Origin of the sequence: Winogradskyella maritima, assembly GCF_042650215.1 — a bacterium.
Taxonomy (GTDB): Bacteria; Bacteroidota; Bacteroidia; order Flavobacteriales; family Flavobacteriaceae; genus Winogradskyella; species Winogradskyella maritima.
This window is the reverse complement of the sequence record NZ_JBHSAT010000004.1, coordinates 1,702,864-1,728,983: the sequence shown is the minus strand read 5'-3', so window position 1 is coordinate 1,728,983 and position 26,120 is coordinate 1,702,864. Positions and strand designations below refer to the sequence as shown.

The following is a 26,120-nucleotide window of genomic DNA, read 5'->3' as shown; positions in this document are numbered from 1 at the left end:
CGTTTTTTATTTTTATACCTTTAGTTCTTTAATTTCTACCATGAGACACTTACTATTCTTTTCATTCATCCTCTCTACTTCAAATTGTGTTAGCCAAACCAATACCGATGTTTATTTATTTAATATAAACACAGTAGATGGTGTTTCGGAACCGTTGGAAAACCTTTACGTTTCAAACAATGAAGGCTACGACAATCAACCTTCTTTTTATGATGATAACCATATTGTTTTTGTTTCCACTCGAAACAATCAAACAGATATTGCCATTTATAATATCGCGGAAAAGCAACTTAAGTTTATAAACGACACCCCTAACGGTGGCGAATATTCACCACAGCGAATACCTAATTCTAAGGATATTTCTGCGGTGAGATTAGATAATGATGGTAAACAACGCCTCTACCGATATGATTTTGAAACTGGGAAATCTTCGGAATTAATCAAAGACTTAGTCGTGGCTTACTATACTTGGTACGATGAAAACATCATTGTTTCTGCTGTGATTGAAGACAATAACCTTAACCTCTACGTTTCAAATTTAAAAACAAAAACCAATACCAAATACGCTGAAAATGTAGGTCGCTCGTTTCACAAAATCCCAAACTCTAATTTGATGAGTTTTATTTCGAAAGCTGAGGAGAAATGGGCAATAAATTCCATAAATCCTTCCAACGGAGACATTACTCCAATAATGAGCACATTAGGAAATGCTGAAGATATGTGCTGGCTTGCTGGTGGTCATATCCTTATCCCCAGAAAAAACATCATTTACAAGTTTACACCTAAAACTAATGAAGCGCCATCTATTTTAGCGAATTTCGAAGACAATGGACTTCAAAATATCAGCAGACTTTCTACCAGTAAAAACGGAACTATGCTAAGCGTTGTGTCTGATGAATCTCCTGAAACTATTGTGCAAAAACAACTCGATGCCTACAATGCAAGGGATATCGATGCCTTTATGGCGACGTATACTGAAGACATAAAATTATATAATTTTCCTAACGAGCTTAGGTCTGAAGGTCAGGTCCCCATGCGGAATCGGTACGAGAGTTTTTTCGACAATTCACCAGATTTACGTTGCGAAATTCAAAAACGCATTGTTATTGGCAATAAAGTGATTGACCATGAGCTGGTGACTGCCAACGGAAACTCCTTTAAAGCCGTTGCTATATACGAAGTGGAAAATGGACTAATATCTAAAGTAACTTTTATTAGATAACATGAAACACCTTTTATCCATCCTTATGGTTCTAAACCTGAGCTGTAACGCACAAGCAGAGAAACAACTCGAACCAAAAATCGAAAACATTGCCTGGATTTCCGGCACTTGGCATGGCGAAGCCTTCGGTGGTAAAACCGAAGAAATTTGGAGCGAGCCTTCCGCGGGCTCCATGATGGCGACATTTAAACTCATAAATGATGGAAAGGTGACCTTTTACGAAATTGAAATTATAAGAGAAGTGGAGAACTCGCTCATCCTACAACTCAAACACTTTAACAACGATTTAAAAGGTTGGGAAACCAAAGACGAAACCGTCGATTTTCCATTGATACAACTCACCGAAAATAAAGCCGTTTTTAAAGGCATGACCTTTGAAAAAATCAGCCCGAAAGAAATGAACATCTATGTCGACATAAAGAACGACAATGGCGATGTTGACATTGTAAAATTTAATTATAAAAAACAGTAGCTTATCATTCCTGCGTCCCGAGGCGTCGGGAGCAGGAATCTCACCATTTAAAAATATACCATGAAGAAACTATTTTTCCTTGTTCTACTTGCACTTTCCGTTAGTGTCAACGCCCAAACCGACCAAAAAATCTATGATATCATTGATGCCGTATCCGCAGAAAGATTAAAACAAGACGTCAAAACCCTTGCTGATTTTGGCACGCGACACACCTTAAGTGATACCGTCTCTCAAACACGAGGCATTGGCGCCGCAAGACGCTGGATTAAAGGCCAATTTGATGCTATATCAAGTGATTGTAACAACTGTTTAGAGGTATTCTACCAAAGTAACTTAGTAGAAAAAGGTACCAACCAACGCATTGTTAAAGATGTGCAAGTAGTTAATGTGGTTGCCATTCAACGCGGTACAAAATATCCCAATCGCTACATTATTATGAGTGGCGATATTGATTCACGAGTTTCTGACCCTACAGATTTCACTTCGGATTCTCCAGGTGCTAATGATAATGCTTCTGGCATGGCAGGTGCTATTGAGGCCGCACGCGTACTTTCAAAGTATCAATTTGAAAGCTCCGTCGTTTATTTGGGCTTATCTGGTGAAGAACAAGGTTTATTTGGTGGACAAGGTATGGCACAATATGCTTTAGAAAATAACTGGGATATTATCGGTGTCCTCAACAACGACATGATTGGAAACATTACTGGCGTAGATCGCGTTATCGACAACAGGGATTTTAGAATTTTTTCAGAGCCAATCACTACGGGCGAAAAAGACCCACAAAAATTAGCACAGCATGCCAGAGCACGACGATTCTATGGTGGCGAAGTTGATGGTACTTCCAGACAACTAGCCCGATACGTGCATAAAACGGTAAAAACCTACATGCCAGATATGAATCCCATTATGATTTACCGTTTAGACCGTTTTGGTCGTGGTGGGCATCATAGACCATTCAACGACGTTGGTTTTACAGGCCTGAGAATTATGGAAGCGCATGAAAATTACACACAACAGCATCAGGACATCCGTACCGAAGATGGCATCAATTACGGTGACACATTTGAGCATGTTAATTTTGAATACGCAAAAAAGTTAACCGCTGTCAATGCCATTACTATGGCAAGCCTCGCTTCCGCGCCACCAGCACCAAAAACCGTCGGAATTGGTGGAATAGTAGAACCCTCTGCTAAATTCCAATGGTCTAAAGTCGATGGCGCTGTCGGCTACAAAATTTATTGGCGAGATACCACTTCCCCGACTTGGGACCACAGTCGTTATGTTGGTGATGTTTCAGAATTTACATTGGAAGGCATTGTCATTGATAATTTTTTGTTCGGAGTTACATCAGTTGGAAAAGATGGCCATGAATCCGTAGTCGTTTTTCCGAATAAAATAATCAGATAAGATGATATTTTACGTTCCACAATGGCAAGGCTCTGGCACTGGAAAGTCTATTTTAGACGGTGCTGAAATGATTAAATCTACCATTGGAGGAACGATAGTCGGTATACCATTGTCTGAATCGCCCATCGACAAGGTTACAAATATCAATGGCTTTACAGCAATTTACGAACAATTATCGCAATTTAAGACAGCATTAAAAAATGCACAGCCCGAAACCGTTAAAACCATTGGTGGCGACTGCGGACTAGAAATTGTTCCAGTCAGTTATCTCGCCAGCAAATACAAAAATCTAGGTGTTATTTGGTTTGATGCGCATGCGGATATCAATTCGCCTTCAGAATCACCAAGCCATAATTTTCATGGGATGCCGTTGCGGACACTCTTGGGGGAAAGCGATTCAAAGCTGGAAGAGCTGTTGTTTTCAAAATTAAAACCAAGGCAAATCCATTATATTGGCCTTCGGGATATTGATGAGACTGAACAAGCAAGAATCGCAAAAGACCATATTTACGCACCTTTAACGACCAACATCAATCACCTCATTGAAACAATGGACAAAAAGGGCATCGAAAATATTTACATTCATTTTGATGTGGATTGCCTCGACCCCAAATCCTACAGCAAAACCTATTATTGCGTAAATAACGGATTAACTATTGCACAGGCGGAGAGTTATTTAAAAGCCCTAAAGAATAATTTCAATGTCGTCGGAACAAGTATTTTAGAGTCAGTTGCGACTAATGATATAGAGCTGGTCCCGATAAAAACGATTCTAGAATTATTGTTTGATGAATAGAGTTTTTCTGCTTGCTTTGAGTTTCCTCTTTTTTAACTGTAATCAGGAAAAACCAACCAAACCAAATTTCATTTCCTTCAAGCTTGAAAAGGACTCCATTAAAGTCATCGCAAAAAATTATTATCTGTTTCCGATTCATTTTAAGATTGAAAATCTAAACACAGATTCTATCCAAGTTGTAAACACACGTGAAAAGAGCGAAACTGAAATTCTGGCTCTACCTTCAAACCAATTCGATTCTATCAAAATCCTCAATACCTTCAAGTTTAAAGGCGAATACGGCATTTATAATTTAAAGGATTACGATTCTAACTACAACTACGCACTTCCGTTTAAAGACGGCTACACTTCAGAATTAATACAAGGTTACACTAGCGATTTTACGCATAAAGGGGCCTATTCACAATACAGTTTGGACTTTGGTATGGCTATTGGAGATACCATAACGGCGTCTCGTGGTGGACGTGTTGTGAGGGTTGAAGTGTCACATAATATGCAAGGCGACACCGTGGAATTTAATAAATACGGCAACTATATAATGGTGTATCATACCGATGGCACATTTTCGCAGTATGTACATTTAAAACAAAATGGTAACTTGGTCGCCCTTGGGGATTCCGTAGCGCAGGGACAGCCGATTGCGCTTTCGGGATTTACTGGTTGGACGACCATGCCGCATTTGCATTTAGCGGTCTATAAACCAGGGAAAAACGGATTGGAATCTATTAAAATAATTATGGATTCTGTTCCTGCAGAAAGATTCAAAATATGGCAAAAATTTAAACAATGAAAAAATTAAGTTTCGCACTTTTATTAGCTTTTATAACACTTAGTAGTCATGCTCAACTGATGAGCGAAAAAGCCAATTTCACACATCAAGATACGCTTAGGGGAAGCATCACCCCAGAGCGTGAATGGTGGAATTTAACCTATTATCATTTGGATATCGACGTAGACCCTGACCAAAAATTCATTTCGGGAAAAAATACGATTCATTACAAAGTTTTGAAGGCTAAACCCGAATTGCAAATAGACCTCCAAGAACCGATGAAAATCACCAAAGTCATTCAAGATGGGAAGGAGTTGGAAGTGCGACATGATGGTAATGCCCATTTCATTAAAATGACCACCGAACAACCCGTCGGTGCTGTAAAATCTCTAGATGTGTATTACGAAGGCAACCCAAGAGAAGCTAAACGTGCGCCTTGGGACGGTGGTTTATCGTGGAAAAAAGACAACAATGGAAAACACTTTATCGCTACTTCTTGTCAAGGTTTGGGTGCCAGTGTTTGGTGGCCTAACAAAGACCACATGTACGATGAAGTCGATAGTATGCTAATTAGTGTTACCCATCCAAAAGGCTTAATGAATGTGTCTAATGGCAGACTGAGAAAAAAGACAGAAACTGATAACTCAGTAACCACACACTGGTACGTCGATAACCCGATAAACAACTATGGCGTAAATATTAATATCGGTGATTATGTCAATTTTTCTGAAGTATACGAAGGTGAAAAAGGCCAACTCGATTTAGACTATTGGGTACTGAGCGATAATCTCGAAAAAGCCAAAGAACACTTTAAAGATGCCCCAAAAATGATGAAGGCTTTTGAGCATTGGTTCGGCCCTTATCCATTTTATGAAGATAGTTTTAAATTAGTAGAAGTGCCTTATTTGGGCATGGAACATCAAAGCTCCGTTACTTACGGAAATAAGTATAGAAAAGGTTATTTAGGAAGAGATTTATCTGGAACCGGCTGGGGTTTAAAATTCGATTTTATTATCATTCATGAAGCTGGTCACGAGTGGTTTGCCAACAATATTACCAATAAGGATATTGCCGATATGTGGGTGCATGAAGGCTTTACCGCATATTCCGAAAATATCTTTTTAGATTACTACTACGGAAAGGAAGCCTCAGCCGATTACGTGATTGGTACTCGCGACAACATTCAGAATAAACGTCCAATAATCGGACAATACCATGTCAATAACGAAGGCTCAGGAGATATGTATTACAAAGGGGCGAACTTGTTGCATACCATTCGCCAACTTGCGGATGACGATGAACAATGGCGACAAATTCTTCGTGGTCTAAATAAGGAATTTTACCACCAAACGGTCACCACCCAACAGATTGAAAACTACATAGACCAACGCATCAATCACGACCTCGCTCCTATTTTTGACCAGTATTTGCGTGAGGTAGATATTCCTGTGTTTGAATATTCGATAGACAATGGCGAATTGAAATATAGATACACCAAAACAGTCGACAATTTTAAGATGCCACTAAAAATCAAAGTTGGAGATGAAACAGAATGGCTAAAACCCTCAAGTGAATGGCAAACGATGCATATTGACGACGATGAAATTTCTGTAGACCGCAATTTTTATGTGGATGTAAAGAAGAAATAGATTCCTGCTCCCGACACTTCGGGACGCAGGAATGACAGTTGCTTCCAGAGTCAAAGACCTCTCATTTGTCATTCCTGCGAAGGCAGGAATCTCAAATTATTATCTGTAATGAATTTATTAATACATTTTGTAAATTTCATCACTTAAAAAAGGTTGACACTCCATTTAGACACAAAAAAGATTTTTGCATACGAAGGAATGAAAGCTCCAAATAATTAAAAACAAAAACTTATCATTTGTCATTCCTGCGAAGGCAGGAATCTCAAAATATCATGTTTAAAACAATCCATCAATATTATTTATACATTATTACCAATAAGAAAGATGGCGTGCTCTATATTGGTGTTACAAACGATTTAGAACGAAGAATGTTTGAACACAAGAATAAACTTGTTCAAGGTTTTTCATCAAAATATAATTTAAACAAATTGGTTTATTTTGAAACTTATCAATATGTTAACGATGCTATAAAAAGAGAGAAAAACATGAAGAAATGGAAACGAGATTGGAAAATAAGCTTAATCATTGAAGACAACCCGAATTGGAATGACCTAGCAGATGATTGGTTTGACAATTAGATTCCTGCCTTCGCAGGAATGACAGACTCCTTCATTAGAAACCAAGACCTCCCATTTGTCATTCCTGCGTAGGCAGGAATGACAAATTATTATGTCTAGCTAATTCATTAATACATTTTGTAAATTTCATACCTTAAAAAAGGTTGACACTCCATTCAGACACAAAAAAGATTCCTGCCTACGCAGGAATAAAGCTATGACTAACAAAGACCTTCCAGAATTATACTTCCCCCGCGACACCGATTGGTACGATTGGCTACAACAAAATCATGACAAGCACAATGATGGCATCTACCTTATTTTCTACAAACTAGAAACGGGTCAACCCACCATGCGCTGGGAAGAAGCCGTCCGTGTGGCCATATGTTTTGGCTGGATAGATTCTACCGTAAAGAGTTTAGGCAATGGCAAGCGCAAGCAGTATTTCTGTCCCAGAAAACCATCAAGCACCTGGAGTGCGGTCAACAAAAAACACGTTAAGGAACTTATCTCTGAAGGCTTGATGCAAGACCAAGGTATGGCGATGATTAACCTTGCTAAAGCATCTGGTAAATGGTCCGAAATGGATGATGTGGAAAATGGTATAATTCCACCCGATTTGCAATCCGCTTTTGATGCCAACCCAAAGGCATTAGAGAATTACAAGAGTTTTGCAAAAGGCTACAGGAAAAGCTACTTATCTTGGTTGCACAGTGCTAAACGCGAGGAAACACGTCAGAAGCGCATTGCTGAGATTATTACGTTATGTGATGCGAATATAAAATCGCGCTCAGTGCGCTAGACTAAAACATCAACTTTTTGATGTTATCCATATAACCACGGCTAACCCTTACTACATCGCCATTAGTCATGGTGACATCATAACTTTTTAAATATTTATTCAATTCTTGCACGGCATTCAGGTTTATAATTGAAGAGCGATGCACACGAATAAACTGGTTGCTATCTAGTTTTTCTTCGAGCGTAGAAATACCATAGTTGCTCAAAAAAGTCTTTTCTGCCGTAACCAACTTTGAATAATCCCCGTAGGCTTCAATTCGTACCACATCCTTAAGTGCAATCGTAATCAGCTTATTCTGATACTGTACTAAAATGCGCTCTGGATGCTTCGCCGTATCCAATATTAAACTCTCCGCTAAAGGCCTTGCTGTATTGATTTCATCATTCGCAATTCTGTCCATGGCCTTCTTAAAACGCTCTTTGGTATAGGGTTTTAAAAGATAGTCCACTGCATGAACCTCAAAAGCCTGAAGTGCATACTGGTCATAAGCCGTAGAGAAGATGATTTGGGGAAGTTCATCTAATTTTTTTAGCACATCAAAACCCGTCATTCCTGGCATCTGTATATCCAAAAAGACGAGGTCTGGCTTAAATTTATTGATGCTATTTACGGCATCGACTCCATTATTGGCTTCATCTAAAATGACAAAGTCCTCATAATTTGATAGATACTCCTTAATCAGTTTTCTTCCGGCTTGCTCGTCGTCTACAACAATTACTTTTTTCATATAGCGAAGCTTATTTTAAGACCTTTGGGCGAATTATCACTGAGCATTAAAGTACTATTGTAAATTTTTTCTAGGCGCAACTTCGTATTCGTTAATCCTACACCCGAGTTTAGGGCCTTGGGTTTGTCGGCAATCCCTACACCAGTATCAGAAATATCAAAATGTAGCTTCTCTCCTTTCTTACGGACTTTTATAGACAATTCACCGCCTTCGATAAGGCTAGATAAACCATGTTTTACGGAGTTCTCCACCAAAGGCTGAAGAATCATTGGAGGTACCATTTCGTGATATAATTCTGGATCTACATCGATATTTATTGTTAATCGCTCTTGAAAACGCTCCTTTTCTAAAGCGAGATACTTCTTTACAAAGTCTAATTCTTCATGCAATGGAACTTTATCAGACTTTGAGGCTTTTAATTGATAACGAAATAAATCTGAAAGCTCTGCAATAAGGTGTCTGGTTTTCTCTTGTTCTGGAGGTACCGAAGCACTGATGGTATTGAATATATTATATAAAAAATGCGGATTAAGTTGCGCTTTTAAGGCAGATAATTCACTTTTTAAGGCCATTGTTTTTAGTTCACCCTCCAGTTTTAATTTTTTCTGATTGTCCCTAAAATATCTGTAAGCAAAAAAACATCCAAATTGAAACATCATAAATAACGTTGGTATGTACCAATCCCAAACTGTACCTGTATCTCTTAAACGTTGCCGTCCCAGGTAGTCGATAATCACGTAGCGCCCTTCTCTGGTAAAATAAACCACAATAGGAATGAGAATCGCCACCGCCACAATTTGATAGGTAGTGCTTTGCTTTCTCAGCAATCTCACTCCAAGAAACCAAATTAAAATTGAAGCGAAAAAATAGAAAACATATTGCATGCCAGCCATACCCCAATATCCCGAAGGGTCCGCCCATCCCCAAAACCCATCTCTCTCATAACCTAAGCCGTTGTACCATAAAACGATACGGTACAATAGCGAAAAGAACAGGTAAAACGCTACAATTAAAAAAATATGTTGTCTCGTAATCTTTGTCATTGGTCTCTTTTTAAAATTTAAAGATAAGATATAAGCCATTCCGAAAACAGTCTTAAAAGCCGAATGGTCCTATAGCCCGACGAACGGCCCGGTCAACTCGTCGCCGTATAGGCACGCTCAGCGTATTGCACGTGCATAGCAAAAACATCACTCGTAGTTTTGGGGCATCAATACTTTTAAAATCATTATGAAACATTTAATTAGCTACATAATACTTTGCTTTTTTGGATTGACTTTTAGTCAAAATACCGTCGATGGTCGCATAACCGATCAGAATGAAACAACTCTTGAAGCAGTTGTCATTTCACTCATAACGGCAAAAGACAGCAGTTTTGTCAAAGCAGAAATTAGTGACGCTTCAGGTTATTTTCAATTTAAAGCTGTAGAGAACAATAGTTACCGTCTTAAAGTTGAAAGCTTAGGCTTCAAAGACTATATCTCGGATGTATTTACTATTAACAATTCATCAAGAGCCTTCGGAAGGATTTCATTGATTGAAGATACGGAAGCCCTTGATGAAGTCACCATTACCGCTGAAAAACCTATGGTTCAGGTTTTAGCTGATAAGACGGTATTTAATGTTCAAAATACAGTGGCAACCGTTGGTGATTCGGGCTTAGAATTATTACGACGAGCGCCCGGAGTAATGATTGATAATTCTGAAAACATTATGGTCGAAGGAAAGGCAGGCGTTCTAATTTTTATAGACGGAAAGCCTTCCGTACTTCGCGGTCAGGATTTAGTCAATTTTCTAAAAACCTTACAAGCCTCTGACATTGATGCGTTGGAAATCATTACGCAACCCTCGTCAAAATATGATGCTGAAGGTAATGCAGGAATAATCAATATTGTTTTAAAGCGCGACAAATCCTTAGGTACAAATGGCTCACTGTCTTCTGGGATTACTTTTGGTGATTTTGCAAGAACAAACAATGCAGTGTCATTCAATACCCGCACAAAATCAATGAACGTGTATGGCACATACAGCAATAATTTTGGAAAAAACACAGGGTTCCTCTACCTCAACCGTACGCAAGATGGCACCAACTTTAATGCTAGAACTACTACCATATTCAACACAAATAGTAACAACCTTAGAATTGGGACAGATGTCTATACCTCATCAAAATCTACCTTTGGTCTACTTCTAACCGGCAACTTTAGTAACAGTTTTTCGGATTCTAACTCTAGGACCCCAATTACACCCTCCGGAGAGACTGAACCAAGTGAGGTGTTGGTAGCAAATAATAGAAATCATAATGTAACAGACAATCTTTATGGCAATGTAAATTATCGTTTTAAGGATACCCTAGGTCACGAATTAAACGTTGATGTGGACTTAGGTAAATACCGCAGTGATCGGCAGAGCCTCCAACCGAATCAATTTTTAAACGGTGATGAGACGCAAATCAATGAGGAAATCATCCGCTTTTTTGACACGCCTATTGCTATAGATATTTTTTCTACTCAAGCTGATTACGAACAAAATTTCTTAAAAGGAAAGCTTTCCCTTGGCGCCAAGTTAGGTCGTGTGCAAACCGACAACAGCTTTGATGTTTTTGATATAGTCAATGGAAATAATCAGCTCAATGAAGACCGCTCTAACGATTTCATTTATGACGAGCGAATCATTGCTGGTTATTTAAATTTCAGTAAAATATTAAAAAAATGGAATCTTCAGGTGGGCTTGAGAATGGAAAATACGGATTCTGACGGACAACTTTTCAGTAACCAAACCTCTATTGAAGACCGTGTTACAAGAAATTATACCGATTGGTTTCCCAGTGGAGGACTTACCTATCAAATGAATCAAAAAAACAGTATCACTTTGATTTATAGCAAGCGCATCCAAAGGCCAAACTATCAGAACCTAAACCCATTTGAATACCGTATTGATGAGCTATCCTTCAGCAAGGGCAATCCGTTTTTGCAACCTCAGTATACTGATAACTTAAAACTCTCCCATACCTACAATTATAGACTTACCACCTCATTGAGTTATAGCTTTATCCGTGATTTTTTTGCACAGGTCACCGAAGCTAAAGATGATGGCACTAATTTTCTGAATACAAGAAACGTAGCCAACCAAAAAGTCATCAACCTGAGTGTATCTTATCCCACTAAAATCAACGACTGGTGGAGAATCTATGCCAGCGTTAGTGCCTTTAGAAGTATTTTTGAAGCGACCAATCCAGACTTCTTGCCTACGTCACAGAATACACTGAGTCTATTTGCCTCTAACACATTCACATTACCTAAAAATGTAACCATGGAAATTTCTGGCTGGTATAGTTCCCCTTCGGTATGGGGAGGCACCTACCAAACCGAAAGTCTAGGTTCTTTGAATGTTGCATTTCAAAAACGCTTTTTCGATGATAAACTCACCGTGGCGCTAAACTTTAATGATATTTTATTTACCTCGCCTTGGGAAGGCACCACGCGCTTTGGGGAACTATTTATTGATGGTAGCGGAGGCGGTGATAGCAGACATGTGCGATTTAATCTCACCTACAATTTTGGACGTAATGAAATAAAAAAAGCTCGAAAACGGAGTACAAGTATAGAGAATGAAAAGAATAGAATTTAATAATCTTAAAACAAAACATGATGGAAACTAAAAGAATTAAAAAGATGAACTTACTAACAGTTGTTGTTTTATTATTGACTATAAACTTTGGTTTTGCCCAAGAAACCTATTTGAAAATTACAAAAAGTGACAAGGAAAATGACTTCGAAATGTATCCACCTGGAACTAAATTTGAGCTAAAGAATAAACATGGTTACATTGTATTTAAAAATAGTAACGACCCTGGAATTATAACTATTGATGACGCGTACACGCTATATGTTTATCCAAGCTGGAAAAATGACGCCGATGTATTCAATTTGAAAGAAGGTAAAATTGAAAACGTATTGACATCTGCACATTCCCAAATGCCAACCAAGGCTTACTCTATAAAAAGTAATGGGGTCTCTGGCTCTTACACAGTAACTGATTCCAAAGATCGAAAAGGAAAAAAGAATTTACAATTTAAACTAAGTAATGGAATTACCTTTTTATATGAAGATGATAAATACCGAGCATATTTAAACGAGGAATATAATTACATTCGAATAAAAGGTAAATACCTTATTGAATCGGAACTCGGAACCTTAAAATTAAGCTTTAATCCAGACAACGGCGTAGTTTGGTGGGTTTTTGAACCAAAAGAATAAACGAAAAAAGAGCAGTCGACAACTGCTCTTTTTTATTAGATACTATTTATAAAATCACTGTAAGGGTCTTGAAATTTTAGTCCTTCCGCATATTCATACTTACTGAGCTTCTTAAATTGCACTAAGCCCCAAAGCACAAATTCCTTTTCAAAATAAATGTCGCGCTCGTCGATATCGGGTTGATGTTCTTTTATTAAGTCATGAAGCGGTAAAATGGCATCCAATTCTGCTTTATAACGTTCATCATCAAATTCATCAAGCAACTCAAAACCATCGCTTTTTTGAAAAAACCAAGACACTAAATCATCATAAGGGGTTTCTTCCCCTTGCTTTTCCAATTTTTCAATCTTCGGAAAGTACTCTGGAAACAAGGTAGCAATGGCACTATTCAAAAGTTCATTGGCGACTACGTCGGCGCCTTCTTGCTCGCCTTCGTACACCAACTCAATTTTACCTGTAATCGCTGGAATAATACCTATAAAATCTGAAAGGCGTACAGTGGTTTTCTCATCACCTGACAATAAGGCTCGTCGTTCTGCCGTACTCAACAAATTCTCATAGGCTGTAATACTCAAACGCGCACTTACGCCACTTTTTACATCGACATAGCTACTTTCGCGAGCTTCAAAACTGATTTGCTCCAATAATTCGGTTGCCAACTCAGGCACATAAATTCGACCTTTCTGGCGCTCATCCAATTTTGCTTCTTGGGCAGTTATGGTTTTTGCAATCTCAACCGTTGCGGGATAATGGGTTAAAATCTGTGACCCAATTCTATCCTTTAAAGGCGTAACGATGCTTCCACGGTTAGTATAATCTTCAGGATTTGCAGTAAAAATGAATTGCATGTCCAAAGGCATTCGTAACTTAAACCCTCTAATCTGAATATCGCCTTCTTGTAGAATATTAAATAAGGCCACTTGAATTCGAGCCTGTAAATCAGGCAACTCGTTAATCACGAAGATGCACCGATTAGCTCTGGGAATCATCCCATAATGAATAACTCGGTCATCAGCATAGCTCAGTTTTAAATTGGCCGCTTTTATTGGGTCCACATCACCAATAATATCGGCGACAGTCACATCTGGCGTGGCTAATTTTTCAGCAAAACGTTCATCCCTGTGTAACCAAGTAATTGGTGTGTTATCGCCTTTTTCGCTAATCAGTTCTTTGGCATAGCGCGAAATTGGATTGAGAGGGTCGTCATTGATTTCAGAGCCTTCAACTACAGGGATATTTTCATCCAGCAACTGCAACATCAATCGCGCTAAACGTGTTTTGGCCTGTCCTCGCAATCCTAATAAGTTAATATTATGACGCGATAATATAGCCCGTTCCAATTCTGGGATTACCGTATTTTCATAACCGTGTATACCTGTGAATGATGGCTTTTTGTTTTTTATATTTTCAATCAGGTTGTCACGCAATTCATCCTTTATAGATTTTGATTGATAGCCTGATGCTTTTAATTCTTTTAGTGTTTGTATGTTTTTCATATTCCTCTATATAACTCTCTCCAAAGGAGAGAGAACTGTTGTGGGTATTTAATTTTAATAATCTATATTTCAATTCAAAGTTGTAACTACACCTATTTTTCGCAAAGTAGCTCATTCTTCCCCTTAGGGGAAGTTAGATGGGGCTTCACCCCTTTATCCGTTTCTTTCTATTGGTTTCATAATCTTCAAAAATCATTTCGCCCAGACCTTTCAGTCCTGTGTAAAATGCTTTTCCTCTGTTGGCTTTGGTAAACTCACGTATGAATTTCATGAGATATGGGTCTTCAGCAATCATAAATGTGGTAATAGGTACATGCAAACGTCTCGCCTGCTGTGCCATTGCGTAGCATTTATTGGTAATGTAAGGGTCTAGGCCGTTACTGTTTTTATAGTATTGGCCGTCTGGTAAACGCAAACAACTCGGTTTACCGTCGGTTATCATAAAAATCTGTTTATTGGTATTTCGCTTTCGACGCAACATATCCATAGCCAATTGCAAACCTGCTACGGTATTGGTATGGTATGGCCCTACTTTTAAATAAGGTAAGTCTTTGATTGCTATCGGCCAAGCGTCATTCCCAAAGACCAAAATATCTAGAGTATCTTTTGGATAACGCGTCGTAATCAATTCCGCTAGAGCCATAGCCACCTTTTTTGCAGGTGTAATTCGGTCTTCGCCATAAAGAATCATACTATGACTGATATCAATCATCAGTACGGTACTCATTTGGCTTTTGTGCATGGTTTCTTCAACCACCAAATCGTCCTCAGTTAGGTTGAAGTTCCCTATACCGTGATTAATCTGGGCATTTCTTAGGCTTTCCGTCATGGACACCTTTTCTAAAGCGTCACCAAACCGGTAGGCCCTAAATTCACCCGTATGCTCATCCCCAATTCCAGGGCTTTTGCTTTTATGATTCCCGGAACCACTTCGTTTTATCTTACCGAAGATTTGGTCTAAGGCTTGTTGGCGGATAGCACGTTCGGTTTTGGCAGTAATTTTCAAGCCAGCACCATTACCAGTTGGGTCAATTTCCTCACGGATGTAGCCTTTCTTTTTCAGGTCTTCGATAAAATCTTCAATGGTATAGTCTGATGTGGTTAGCTTGTACTCTTTATCGAGTTGCTTTAACCAATCGATAGCTTCATCAAAATCACCAGATGTGTAGGTAATTAACTCTTTGAAGATTTCAAAAAGTTTTTCAAACGGGGATTGTTCTGGAGCAGAATAGGTTTTAAACACAAAACCCGATGGTCTTTTTTTGTTATTCATAGCTGTATAAAAATACGGCTTTTAAAAGGGCTATGAAACGTATTAACATCTCTTTTAGAAATCCCTAAAAACTTTTAATTACTTTTAATGTCTTCATTAATTAACCAAACCAAAATGAAACAATTTTTCTCTTTTGTAATGCTTCTCTGCGTTGCATCGCTTTCTGCACAAGAATTTTCAATGGACCTTATTAAAAACATGAAACCGCGCAACATTGGTCCTGGCGGTATGTCTGGTCGAGTAACAGCCATTGACGTCGTTAACTCGGATACTGATGTGATGTATGTTGGAACAGCCTCTGGTGGACTTTGGAAATCTACCTCTGGTGGTATAAAATGGGAACCAATTTTTGATGATGAATTAACTGCCTCAATCGGTGCTGTTGAAATTCAGCAGTCTAACCCTTCCGTTATTTGGGTAGGCACAGGAGAAGGTAACCCAAGAAATTCACTTAACGGTGGTTATGGTGTTTATAAATCACTAGACGGCGGACAAACATGGATGGCCATGGGGCTTGAAAAAACGAGGCACATTCATAGAATCATTGTAGACCCGACCAATCCTGATGTGGTTTACGTTGGCGCAATTGGTTCGCCTTGGGGAGAACACCCAGAGCGTGGTGTGTTTAAAACTACAGACGGTGGAAAAACGTGGAATAAAATATTATTCGCCAATAACAAAACGGGGGTTGCCGATATGGTGATGGATCCCAAAAACCCTAATAAACTCATCGTTGCCATGTGGGAACACAAGAGAGACCCTTGGTTTTTTAATTCTGGCGGACAAGGTTCAGGCTTGCATATTACCCACGATGGTGGTGATACCTGGAAAAAAGTGACTGACGAAGAAGGTTTTCCAAAAGGTGACTTAGGCCGTATCGGTGTGGCCATTGCGCCGAACAAACCAAACATAGTTTACGCTTTGGTTGAAGCCAAAAAGAATGCGCTTTACAAAAGCGAAGATGGTGGTGCTAGTTGGAAAATGATTAACAATAAAAGCGATATCGGAAACAGACCGTTCTATTATTCTGAAATTTATGTGGACCCTGAAAATGAAAACCGTGTGTATTCCGTTTTTACTTATGTGAATGTATCTGAAGACGGTGGCAAAAACTTTTCGCAACTTATGCCAGCTTATGGTGTAGATAATGGAGTTCACCCAGACCATCACGCTTGGTGGATTCATCCCGAAGATGGCAGTTTTATGATTGATGGTAATGATGGTGGTATGAATATCACTAGAGACGGCGGTAAATCGTGGCGTTTTATCGGGAATCTTCCTGTAGCGCAATTCTACCATATAGCTGTTGATAATGAATACCCGTATAATGTATACGGTGGTATGCAAGATAACGGCTCTTGGCGAGGCCCAGCCTATGTTTGGCGTGCCCAAGGCATCCGTAACAGTTATTGGCAAGAAATCAGTTTTGGTGATGGTTTTGACGTCGTTCCAGACCGTGACGATTCACGCTACGGCTGGTCTATGAGTCAGCAAGGCTACGTAAGTCGTTATGATTGGCAAACCGGAAATAATTATGGTGTACGACCAACACATCCTGACCCAGACGTGCAATTACGATTTAACTGGAACTCCGCTATAAATATCGACCCTTTTGATAATAGTACCATTTACTTCGGAAGTCAATTCGTACATAAATCAACTGACAAAGGAGAAACATGGACGGTCATTTCGCCAGACCTCACTACAAACGACCCAGAAAAACAAAAACAATCTGAAAGTGGTGGATTAACTATGGACGCCACCGGTGCAGAAAACCATACGACCATTTTGGTGATTGAACCTTCAGCTGTAGAACGAAACATGCTCTGGGCTGGTTCGGATGACGGACGTGTCCATTACACCACAAATGGTGGTAACGATTGGATTGATGTTAGTAAAAATTTGAAAGGACTGCCCGAAGGTAGCTGGATTGCACAAATCAAAGCTTCAGCAAAAAATAAAGGTGAAGCTTTACTCATTGCCAATGATTATAGACGCTTCAACTATACACCTTACGCTTACCGAACAAAAAATTATGGAAAAACCTGGGAACGGATTGTCGATGAAAATGATGTACAAAGCTACACGTTGGCCATAGTTGAAGATATAGAGGAACCAAATCTTATGTTTTTGGGGACTGATGATGGACTTTATATGTCTTTGAATGCAGGTCAAAAATGGACCAAGTGGACCAACGGATTCCCAACAACTTCTGTTAAGGATTTAGTCATTCATCCGCGTGAGCACGATTTGGTCATAGGTACTTTTGGACGAGCCGCTTGGGTCTTGGATGATATTAGACCTTTACGTGCTATGGCAAGGAACAATGCTATAACTAAAGAGCATATTAAGTTATTCAATCCACCTACTGCCTATCAGGCCGCTTATCAGCAACCAACAGGAAGTCGATTTGGCGCAGATGCTATGTATCACGGTGAAAATCGTGGTGGTGGTGCTCGTTTTGCCTATGTTTTTAATAAAAAGGAATTGGAAAAATCAGACGTGAAATCAGACTCCAAAAAATCAGATAAAACTGTAAGTGACAAAAAAGGTGATATAGAAGACAATGGCGTAAAATGGGATTCTTTGCAACTCAAAATCTACGACGGCGACCGCCTCATAAGAACTTTGAAGCAAAAAGCGCCTAAAGAAAATGGCTTGCACCGCTGGACATGGTATATGGATGAAGCTGGCGTCAACCGCCCATCAAGAAGAGATAGAAATAGCAATAGAGAACCAGGCGGTGTTTCTGTAAAACCGGGAACGTATAAAGCCGTTCTTCATTACGGGGACTTAATGTCTGAAACTATGATAACAGTAGCATCTGATCCTAGATTAGAAGTCTCCCAAAAGAATATCGACGAAGTTTATGCCGCTGCAAAACAATTGGAAAAATACCAGCAAACCGCTGCAGATGCGGCCAAACAATTGGTAAGTAGTAAGGCCATTGCAGATAAATTCAAAAAAGATTTATCGGGTTTAGATAAAGACAAATACAAGGAAGAAATAAAGCTGTCTAGCGAAGTCTCTAAAAAAATAGATAGTCTTTTAGATAAGTATTTCGGAAAGCAAGATGAGCGTCAAGGCATCACCAGAAATCCAGAAGTTACGGCTTTACAACGTCTTGGATTAGCCAACAACTATGTATTTAATAGTCAGAATGGATTAACGTCAACGGAAACCACATTGATTAGTCATGCAAAAAAAGCATTAGATGATTTGTTGGGCGAAACCAATGCGTTCTTTAATGACGAATGGCCTAAATACAAAGCGAAGATGGAAGACGTGAAGATGAATCCGTTTAAGGAAACGAAGTCTTTCGGCTTGGATTAATTATTATTTTTAAAAACTTAAAAAACGTCCTTCCTAAAGTTGGACGTTTTTCATTTTAAAGTTCAGCTACACCATAAAATGAAATCGTTTAAAACTTCATTAGCCAGCAAGTCAACAATTCTTATTCCTGAAGATCTAGTGCAACAACTTCCCAAGGATTCAAGAAGTCGTGTAAAAGTAAAAACTAACTTTAATGGAAAGTCAATTGATTACCATGCTGCACTAAAGCGACATTCTTCTGGAGATTACCTAATGTATTTCAGCAAAGGAAAACAAGATGAACTCGGAATAGCGTTTGGAGAGGAGTTTACCGTTCAGCTTTTTGAGGATGATTCAAAATACGGCGTAGATTTACCCGAAGAACTTGAAGCTGTTCTCCTTACGGATTATGAGGCTTACAAAATTTTTGAAAGCTTTACCAAAGGGAAACAACGTAGCATTATCTATGCGGTAAAACGTTATAAATCAAGTCAAACAAAAATAGACAAGAGTCTTTTATTGTGTTCAAATTTGAAACGTGGCTTTCATGATCAAAAACTTTTGTTTAAGGAAAACTAAGCTACTCTTGCACATCCATTATTATCTCCTTAATTTTAAAACAAAAACCAATACACATGAAAACATTAAAATATTTAGCCTTTGCCTCATTAGTTATACTATCGGCATGCAAAGACAAAGAATCCGAAACCGAAGAGGTTTTGGAAGTCGAAGAAGTTGAAGTTGAAGAAGTATCCGCTTCTGATCCACAAAATTTAACTATTTCCTTAAGCCCAAAGAGTGACAGTGCTGTTGAAGGTACCGTTGAATTTGAAGAATCAGCTGCTGGAGAAATTGTAATGACGGCAAGGCTCACTGGCCTTTCTGAAGGTACACATGCTATCCATATCCATGAAAAAGCAGATTGCTCCTCGGCAGATGGAAAATCCACTGGAGGCCATTGGAATCCTACGGCACAGCCTCACGGACAATGGGGTGCTGAAACTGGATACCATAAAGGTGATATCGGTAATTTTGAAGTTGGCACCGACGGTATTGGTGAAGTTGATTTTGCAACTAGCGAATGGTGTATCGGTTGCGGTGACGAGAACAAAGATATCTTAGGTAAAGCCATTATTGTTCACCAAGGTACAGACGACTTTACCTCTCAGCCGTCTGGTGCAGCAGGTAGCCGTGTAAGCTGTGGCGGTATTATTCAATAAGGTGAAATTAAAAAATCATAGAAGCACACATTTCATTTACTTTAGAGTAATTTGAAGGCTTAAAATTTAGCATCAACATGTCGGTAGAGACCTTAGTTCCAAAATTCCAAAATAAAGACGAACGCGCTTTCGGTGAATTGTATAGTATGTACAGTGATAGTATCCATGGCGTGATTTATAATATTGTACGTGATGAAGCTATTGCCTCAGAAGTAATGCAAGATGTCTTTATTAAAGCGTGGAATAAATCGGACAGCTATTCCTCTAAAAAAGGACGTTTTTTTACCTGGATGCTGAATATTGCGCGCAATGCCGCCATTGATAAGACAAGATCCAAAGCTTTTAAGAACTCAAAGAAAAACCTCAACTCCGATTTTTTCGTAGATATCATACAGAGCAATGAAAGTCTTGACGATAGTACTGATGCCATAGGCATTAAATCGTTTGTCAAAAAATTAGGACAAAAATGTATTGCTGTGATAGAGTTGCTTTACTTTAAAGGATTTACCCAAAAGGAAGCTTCTGAAGAATTAGATATGCCAATTGGCACAATTAAAACGAGAAATAGAAACTGTATTCAACAATTAAGAGATATGGTTTTATAATATGGATACAAAGGCTTACATAGAATCAGGGATACTAGAACTATACGTTGCAGGACGTTTGTCTGAAACAGAAAATGAAGAGATTTATGGTCTGCTTCAGAAACATCCTGAATTGCTACAGGAAGTTTTAGAGATTGAGGCTGCCGTCATTAAATTGACCGCGTCCGTATCGCCGCATGCTATAGATTTTGAATCCTTCTCAGGACGATTAAATACTTCTGAAACCAAAGTTATTGACCTTAAACCTAAGAAACCAAATTGGATGTCTTATACGGGTTGGGCAGCTTCAGTCTTGTTGGCTGGTGGCTTACTTTGGACTTTAAATAGAAATGCAGAACTCCAGTCCGATCTTGAAGTGGCTAATACTGATGCCATTGCCCTAGAACAACAAATTGAAAGCATTAGAGATAATCTCAGCGATGCCAATAGTGTACTAGCCGTAATGCGAGATAACAATGTCACAAAGATTCCTCTAGGTGGTCAGGGTGATTTTGCTGAAACCTATGCCAATGTGTATTGGGACAAGGATAATAACAGAGTACTTTTAGATGCTGATGGCTTACCTGAAGCACCAGAAGGTAAAGTGTACCAAGTGTGGTCCTTAACCTTGAATCCTTTAACGCCAACTAGTTTAGGTACAATAGACGACTTTAATACAGACGATAATAAAATATTTGCCATTACCAACACCAATGAGAGCGAGGCCTTTGGTATAACCTTAGAGCCTGCTGGTGGTAGTGAAAGTCCAACGATGGAACAGTTATATACTCTAGGCGTTGTCTCTGCGACGCCATAATAAAGAAAGTAACGTAATACTAAGTAAAAATCACTCTTCCACAAGAGTGATTTTTTTATGGATAGTGAAACAGATAAAAATTGCTTCTATATTTTAGGAAACAAAGAACACCCAACCAAAAAATAGCTGGGTGTTCTACTAACAAAAAAACTCAAAAAAACATATCATGTTACCATGATACGGTGGTTAACGTATGTTAATCACCTCTGTTAGCAATCGCCAAATCTTAATTTTGCTTCCCTCAAAATTAAAACTGGTTTCTTTTAAAAACGATACGTCGCAGTAGCCTTGATGAAAAATGGCGTACCTGGCGTAAAATGTATTTCTTCAACCGATGTCAGCTCATTTTGCAATCTCGATTCTGTGGCAAATTGGGTTTCGTTCCATTCCACATCAAACAGATTTTCTATGGCTACACCGAGTTGTATGTTTTTATTAATTTTATAATTCATGTTAAAGTCTATGACAAAGTAACCTTCGGCGACAATGCTATTGTCTTCATTTGCAGGTCTATCATCTAAATAACGATAGCGTAAACCACCTGAAAACCCATTAATATCCGTAACGGAAAGACCGCCAGCCATCGTGAAATTTGGTGCTAAGGGAATAAAATCCTGACCATCTGGTTCTTCAATACTTCTTGCTTTGGTAAGCGTTACATCCGTATCTGCAAATAACCAATCCGTAAGTTGGTATCTTAAACCAAAATCTAATCCAAAACGTTCTGTTTCGCCACTTGGCTCCACAATGCCAGCATCACCGACATAGACAAATTCTTGTTCTAAAAAGAGATACCACAAAGCGGTATTTATAAAAAGATTCTTTGTCGGTTTCCAAACAGCACCCAAATCAGCGCCGTAACTGCGAGGTAAGGTTTTTTCTGTATTTGTTACTACTACCCTAGCATCATTAGAATGAAATCCTAATCCAGACTTGGCAAAGAGCTGTAGGTTGGAATTGACATCATAGAAAAAATTCAGTTTAGGACTTAAAATGGCCTGTGTTTCAGATTGTGTTTCAAAAGCCTCTTGCAATTGGTCTTCATATAGAAAATTGAAATAATCCAATCGTAAGGCTGGAATCATCCTAAATTTTCCAAAATCGAATTCGGCAGAAACAAAAGCGTTGGCATTGGTTTGATTGACATCACCAAATTGCACCTGTTCTAAAGTTGTTTTTCGATTTAAGGTTCTAGACAATTCTACATTATTAATAATATCGTGTCTCAACCCTACACCACTGGTCACTTCTAAAGGTGTATTCCCTAGATGCAGATTTGACGTCCAATTAAGGTTAAACCCAAAAATATCCCGGTCTTCTTGTTGTTTTATTTGGTCGCCATTCTCAGGGTCTTCCAGAAAGAAGGTGAAATTTGAAAACAGCAAAAACTCATAATGCGAATAGAAGGCATTGGCACTAAACGTGGTTTTGTCTGAAACAGACTTACTGAATTCTAGATTAAAATTGGTGCGTTGTGTTGAACCACCTTCAGTATCATCAATAGCGCCGAAGCGTGTAATGTTTCCGTTATCTACTTCACGTTGGGGAATTTGCCCTGAAGCATCCCAACGACTTGTAAAATGTGAACCTGTTACAGATATTTTACCACGACCCGGAACAAATGTGCTGTACTTTCCGAATAAATTAATACGGTTAAAATTTTGGGGCGACTCAAAAGGACCGTCGGTTTCAATATATTCTAGCGCCATGTAAGCATTTTGATTATTTCTGTCCTTCAGAATATCAAAAACACCTGCCGTTCTTAAGGTATTGAATTGTCCGGCCGATACAGAAATGGAACTTTCATTAATAAAGTCCTTCGTTTCAAAATCGATATAGCCTGCGGTATTAAAATCGCCTTCCTTACCGTAGTAAGCCCCTTTTCCAAATTCTATAGCTTTTATAGTCTCTGGAATGACAAAATGCAGGTCACTATAACCTTGTCCGTGCGCATGGGAAACCATATTTACTGGCATGCCATCAACTTGAATGGACACATCCGTACCATGGTCAATATCAAAACCTCTAAGAAAAATCTGCTCTGCTTTGCCTCCACCGGCATGTTGTCCGATAAATAAACCTGGTACTTTTCTAAGCACATCTTGGGATGAATTCACTGGAGTGATATTTAAATCTAACCGGCTTATGGTATTAAGGGCATCAATATTTTCAGTTAGAACCAACTCTTCAAGTTGAAAGGCTTTTTCTTCAAGAATAATCGTTAACACTTTCGAATTAAAATCTGAATCTTTAACAATTCGATTTATGGTTTTATACCCTAACAAACCAATGCGTAGCGAATCTCCAACTTCGGTTTTTTCCAATAGAAAAAAACCATTTTCGTCCGTGTGCGCATGCGTATTTTTTGACGCATTAAAAACGTAAACCGTTTCTAGAGGTTGATTAACCGTGTTTGTAATTGTTCCTTTTAAAGATTGGGCTTTCAATTGAAAACAACAGCCAATAAATAGTACAAAAACAATATATGTGTATCTAAAACCGTCCACGTCTAAAGTGTGTTGATTTTAGATTCCATCGTAGGTCCGAGCTCGTAAATCGCTTCTAATAATTCTTCTTTGAGTGGGCTTACTTCATCACGCTTGCCGTTTTGTTTTAAAATCTCGGCAAGATGGTATAAGGCATCTGGTTCAGACGTTTTTCCGATGATATTTTGCTCTGCTACCTCTAACGCTTTCTTTGTTTCTCCAGATTTAAAGAGGCTCCAAGCCAACAAATCATAGGATTCTGGCGTTGGTCTATTGTTCACTTCTTTTTTTGAAATGGCTAGAGCTTCGTCAAGATTTAGCTCCGCATCCGTATACATCAATACATTGTATTTGTTGTACATATCGCCGTATAGAGGATTATCTACTTTTAATCTGTAGTCTTCCAGTGCTTTGGATTTTAAATCCAAATCGCCTTTAAATTCAGCGATATCCGCAATTAATAAGTCATAATCAGGAGCACTATAATAGCTTTTGATATGGCTCATTAGCTTTAAGGCTTCATTAGGATTTCTCTCATAACTATAGACAATCCATGCTATCCCCTTTTTGGCATAGGCATTTTTGGGGTCTAACTCTAAAGCCTTTAGGTAGTAGTTGTATGATTTTTCAATCTGCCCATCATGACCATAAAAATCGGCCAAGTTGGTGTAGGCCCATATTTTGTTGGCCTTTATGTTCGATGATTCTGTAATTTCCATAGCTTGTTCCATGTAAACAATAGCTTGTTCTAGGTTACCATTATGGTCTTCCCATTTGGCTAAGCGGATGAGATAATCAAAATCACGCGACGATTTTATCTCGTCTAAATACGTTTTCGCTAGTAAATAATTACCAAGTTCCATGTGTGCATCAAAAAGCATTTTCTTGGTGCCTTTAAGGTTTTCACCATTGATTTCGGCTTTTTTAAGTAATTCTAACGCTTCCTTAAAGCGGTGTTGCGAAATGTAGTTAGACGCTAATGCTCTTAAATACCCAGCATTGTTGTGTTGGGTGTGCTCACTGGCTTCAACTAAATCTTTTTCAGCATTGATAAGATGTTCAATTTTTCCGGTTTGGTCAAAAATTGAGTTGTGGGCTGATGCTCTCTTAAGTAGATATGGATGCTGTTCTGGACTTGCTTTAAGCTTATCATCCCAGAAATTGAGTTCATCAGTAAGTTCTGTAGTGCTTTTGGTTTGTGCTAAGAATTTGTTGTAGTCTTCAGAATTGGTTATGGTTTTAGACTGACAACTTCCTAACAACAATAAAATAACGAGGGGAAAGATATATTTTATCATGGTTAATTAGTTTTGAGTTTATAAAAAAACCTGAAACGATTTATAGGGAAATCGTTTCAGGCTTGTATTAAATGTTTACCAAGGCGTTGCCAAGTAAGGAAAAGCCGTTAAAAAGGCTTTGTCATTAGCATCAACGTTATCGTCAACTAGACCTGGAAATTCTGGATTTGTTAATCCGTCTTCTCCTCCAAAAATCAGTGTCAACTCTACAGTAATTACATCATCGGCTAAAGCACGACCTGTTAGTACATTGGTACCATCAAAAAATGTTGTCGTTCCATCTAAAGAAACATTCAACACATCTGTAGCCAACAATCCCGAAAATTGAGCTGCTGTTAAGGTTAAGGCGTTCGCATCCGTGTCATTATTATATGCTGGACTGACAGCCATTAAGTTAGTTTCAAACATGCTTTGAAACGCCGCACTCTGCATAGAAGGAGTGGTGATGTTAAACTGATCTTTACTCGTTGAGGATACAAAAACCGTATTAACGGCAGGTCGGCCCATTTGATCTTCCTGAGCGAAAGTCCCCGTAAAGTTAGGCCCTGTAGGTCCTGTTGGTCTATCATCATCATTACTACAACTAAACGCTGTAGAGGCAACTATAACTAAAGTTGCTAAGTATTTTATATTAAGTTTCATTTGTTCTGTGTTTTAATGTTATTGCTTACGCTTAGATTCAACCCATGTATTGATAGTTCCTGAACCACCTATCATAGATTTTGGTACTTCTACAACTACTGACATTACGTTAGAACCTGCAAATGTATCCGCTCCTGGATCGTTAAAACCAGTAGCATCACCAGCTATGATTTCTCCAAATCTGGCAAAATCCATAAAGAAAGGATCATCTCTGGGGCCTGCAAAAAAGGTCATTCCGTTGGCAGAACCAATTTCAGCAGTTTGTCCATATTCTGTTATAGCAACAGAACCTTGAACACCACCGTCTGCCATAATAGTACTGTTTGTACCAG

The 26,120-nt window shown here is 38.7% G+C and carries 21 protein-coding genes and 1 pseudogene; 15 read left to right on the top strand and 7 right to left on the bottom strand.

The genetic code is table 11. From position 1 onward, the window contains the following. Positions 1–40 precede the first annotated feature (40 nt). The 8 genes from ACFOSX_RS08950 (at position 41) to ACFOSX_RS08915 (ending at position 7,674) form a co-directional block, all read left to right on the top strand. Positions 41–1,222: a nuclear transport factor 2 family protein gene (locus ACFOSX_RS08950; protein ID WP_386099488.1), complete on the top strand. Its 1,182-nt coding sequence runs from the start codon at positions 41–43 to the stop codon at positions 1,220–1,222. 1 nt (position 1,223) lies between these two features. Beyond that, positions 1,224–1,694, top strand: a complete 471-nt coding sequence (locus ACFOSX_RS08945; protein WP_386099485.1) for a DUF6265 family protein — start codon at positions 1,224–1,226, stop codon at positions 1,692–1,694. Between the two features lie 60 nt (positions 1,695–1,754). Then, positions 1,755–3,101 (top strand): M28 family peptidase, encoded by a 1,347-nt coding sequence (locus ACFOSX_RS08940; RefSeq protein ID WP_386099482.1) that lies wholly within the window; start codon positions 1,755–1,757, stop codon positions 3,099–3,101. Position 3,102: 1 nt separating this feature from the next. After that, positions 3,103–3,897 (top strand): arginase family protein, encoded by a 795-nt coding sequence (locus ACFOSX_RS08935; RefSeq protein WP_386099479.1) that lies wholly within the window; start codon positions 3,103–3,105, stop codon positions 3,895–3,897. Beyond that, positions 3,890–4,687, top strand: coding sequence for a M23 family metallopeptidase (locus ACFOSX_RS08930; RefSeq protein ID WP_386099477.1), 798 nt, complete (start codon positions 3,890–3,892; stop codon positions 4,685–4,687). The genes ACFOSX_RS08935 and ACFOSX_RS08930 overlap by 8 nt, the downstream gene beginning before the upstream one ends. Next, positions 4,684–6,315 carry a M1 family metallopeptidase gene (locus ACFOSX_RS08925; RefSeq protein ID WP_386099474.1) on the top strand — a complete coding sequence of 544 codons (1,632 nt, stop codon included), beginning with the start codon at positions 4,684–4,686 and terminating at the stop codon, positions 6,313–6,315. Before ACFOSX_RS08930 ends, ACFOSX_RS08925 begins: the two co-directional genes overlap by 4 nt. 272 nt (positions 6,316–6,587) lie before the next feature. After that, positions 6,588–6,893, top strand: coding sequence for a GIY-YIG nuclease family protein (locus ACFOSX_RS08920; RefSeq protein ID WP_386099471.1), 306 nt, complete (start codon positions 6,588–6,590; stop codon positions 6,891–6,893). 196 nt (positions 6,894–7,089) lie between these two features. Next, positions 7,090–7,674, top strand: a complete 585-nt coding sequence (locus tag ACFOSX_RS08915; protein WP_386099468.1) for a YdeI/OmpD-associated family protein — start codon at positions 7,090–7,092, stop codon at positions 7,672–7,674. 1 nt (position 7,675) lies between these two features. On the opposite strand, the gene ACFOSX_RS08910 is transcribed toward ACFOSX_RS08915, so the two are convergent. Both ACFOSX_RS08910 and ACFOSX_RS08905 read right to left on the bottom strand, forming a co-directional pair. After that, on the bottom strand, positions 7,676–8,401 hold the full coding sequence (locus ACFOSX_RS08910; RefSeq protein WP_386099465.1) for a LytR/AlgR family response regulator transcription factor: 726 nt from the start codon (positions 8,399–8,401) through the stop codon (positions 7,676–7,678). Beyond that, positions 8,398–9,444 carry a sensor histidine kinase gene (locus ACFOSX_RS08905; RefSeq protein ID WP_386099462.1) on the bottom strand — a complete coding sequence of 349 codons (1,047 nt, stop codon included), beginning with the start codon at positions 9,442–9,444 and terminating at the stop codon, positions 8,398–8,400. Before ACFOSX_RS08905 ends, ACFOSX_RS08910 begins: the two co-directional genes overlap by 4 nt. 187 nt (positions 9,445–9,631) lie before the next feature. On the opposite strand from ACFOSX_RS08905, the gene ACFOSX_RS08900 reads away from it, so the two are divergent. Both ACFOSX_RS08900 and ACFOSX_RS08895 read left to right on the top strand, forming a co-directional pair. Then, positions 9,632–12,031: a TonB-dependent receptor domain-containing protein gene (locus tag ACFOSX_RS08900; protein WP_386099460.1), complete on the top strand. Its 2,400-nt coding sequence runs from the start codon at positions 9,632–9,634 to the stop codon at positions 12,029–12,031. A 20-nt stretch (positions 12,032–12,051) separates the two neighbouring features. Further along, on the top strand, positions 12,052–12,660 hold the full coding sequence (locus ACFOSX_RS08895; protein ID WP_386099457.1) for a hypothetical protein: 609 nt from the start codon (positions 12,052–12,054) through the stop codon (positions 12,658–12,660). Positions 12,661–12,695: 35 nt separating this feature from the next. On the opposite strand, the gene ACFOSX_RS08890 is transcribed toward ACFOSX_RS08895, so the two are convergent. Together ACFOSX_RS08890 and ACFOSX_RS08885 are read right to left on the bottom strand one after the other, a co-directional pair. Next, positions 12,696–14,156: a magnesium chelatase gene (locus tag ACFOSX_RS08890; protein ID WP_386099454.1), complete on the bottom strand. Its 1,461-nt coding sequence runs from the start codon at positions 14,154–14,156 to the stop codon at positions 12,696–12,698. A gap of 145 nt (positions 14,157–14,301) precedes the next feature. Continuing rightward, a complete protein-coding gene (locus ACFOSX_RS08885; RefSeq protein WP_386099451.1) occupies positions 14,302–15,429 on the bottom strand; it encodes a vWA domain-containing protein in 1,128 nt (375 codons plus the stop codon). Between the two features lie 114 nt (positions 15,430–15,543). On the opposite strand from ACFOSX_RS08885, the gene ACFOSX_RS08880 reads away from it, so the two are divergent. The 5 genes from ACFOSX_RS08880 (at position 15,544) to ACFOSX_RS08860 (ending at position 21,362) form a co-directional block, all read left to right on the top strand. After that, positions 15,544–18,762, top strand: a complete 3,219-nt coding sequence (locus ACFOSX_RS08880; RefSeq protein WP_386099448.1) for a WD40/YVTN/BNR-like repeat-containing protein — start codon at positions 15,544–15,546, stop codon at positions 18,760–18,762. A gap of 78 nt (positions 18,763–18,840) precedes the next feature. Beyond that, positions 18,841–19,320, top strand: coding sequence for a YdeI/OmpD-associated family protein (locus tag ACFOSX_RS08875; protein WP_386099445.1), 480 nt, complete (start codon positions 18,841–18,843; stop codon positions 19,318–19,320). A 56-nt stretch (positions 19,321–19,376) separates the two neighbouring features. Then, the gene (locus tag ACFOSX_RS08870; protein WP_386099442.1) at positions 19,377–19,961 is read left to right on the top strand and encodes a superoxide dismutase family protein; all 585 of its coding nucleotides are present in this window, start codon (positions 19,377–19,379) and stop codon (positions 19,959–19,961) included. A gap of 77 nt (positions 19,962–20,038) precedes the next feature. Next, entirely contained in the window at positions 20,039–20,566 is a 528-nt protein-coding gene (locus ACFOSX_RS08865; protein ID WP_386099439.1) for an RNA polymerase sigma factor, read from the top strand. Between the two features lies 1 nt (position 20,567). Then, the gene (locus ACFOSX_RS08860; RefSeq protein WP_386099436.1) at positions 20,568–21,362 is read left to right on the top strand and encodes an anti-sigma factor; all 795 of its coding nucleotides are present in this window, start codon (positions 20,568–20,570) and stop codon (positions 21,360–21,362) included. Between the two features lie 263 nt (positions 21,363–21,625). Here the strand turns inward: ACFOSX_RS08860 and ACFOSX_RS08855 are convergent, their stop codons facing one another. The 3 genes and pseudogenes from ACFOSX_RS08855 to ACFOSX_RS08845 all read right to left on the bottom strand — a co-directional run bounded on the left by ACFOSX_RS08855 (position 21,626) and on the right by ACFOSX_RS08845 (position 26,100). After that, positions 21,626–23,869 carry a TonB-dependent receptor gene (locus ACFOSX_RS08855; protein ID WP_386099433.1) on the bottom strand — a complete coding sequence of 748 codons (2,244 nt, stop codon included), beginning with the start codon at positions 23,867–23,869 and terminating at the stop codon, positions 21,626–21,628. Positions 23,870–23,871: 2 nt separating this feature from the next. Beyond that, positions 23,872–25,146: a tetratricopeptide repeat protein gene (locus ACFOSX_RS08850; RefSeq protein WP_386099431.1), complete on the bottom strand. Its 1,275-nt coding sequence runs from the start codon at positions 25,144–25,146 to the stop codon at positions 23,872–23,874. 75 nt (positions 25,147–25,221) lie between these two features. Further along, positions 25,222–26,100, bottom strand: a pseudogene (locus tag ACFOSX_RS08845) (DUF4331 family protein). Positions 26,101–26,120 lie beyond the last annotated feature (20 nt).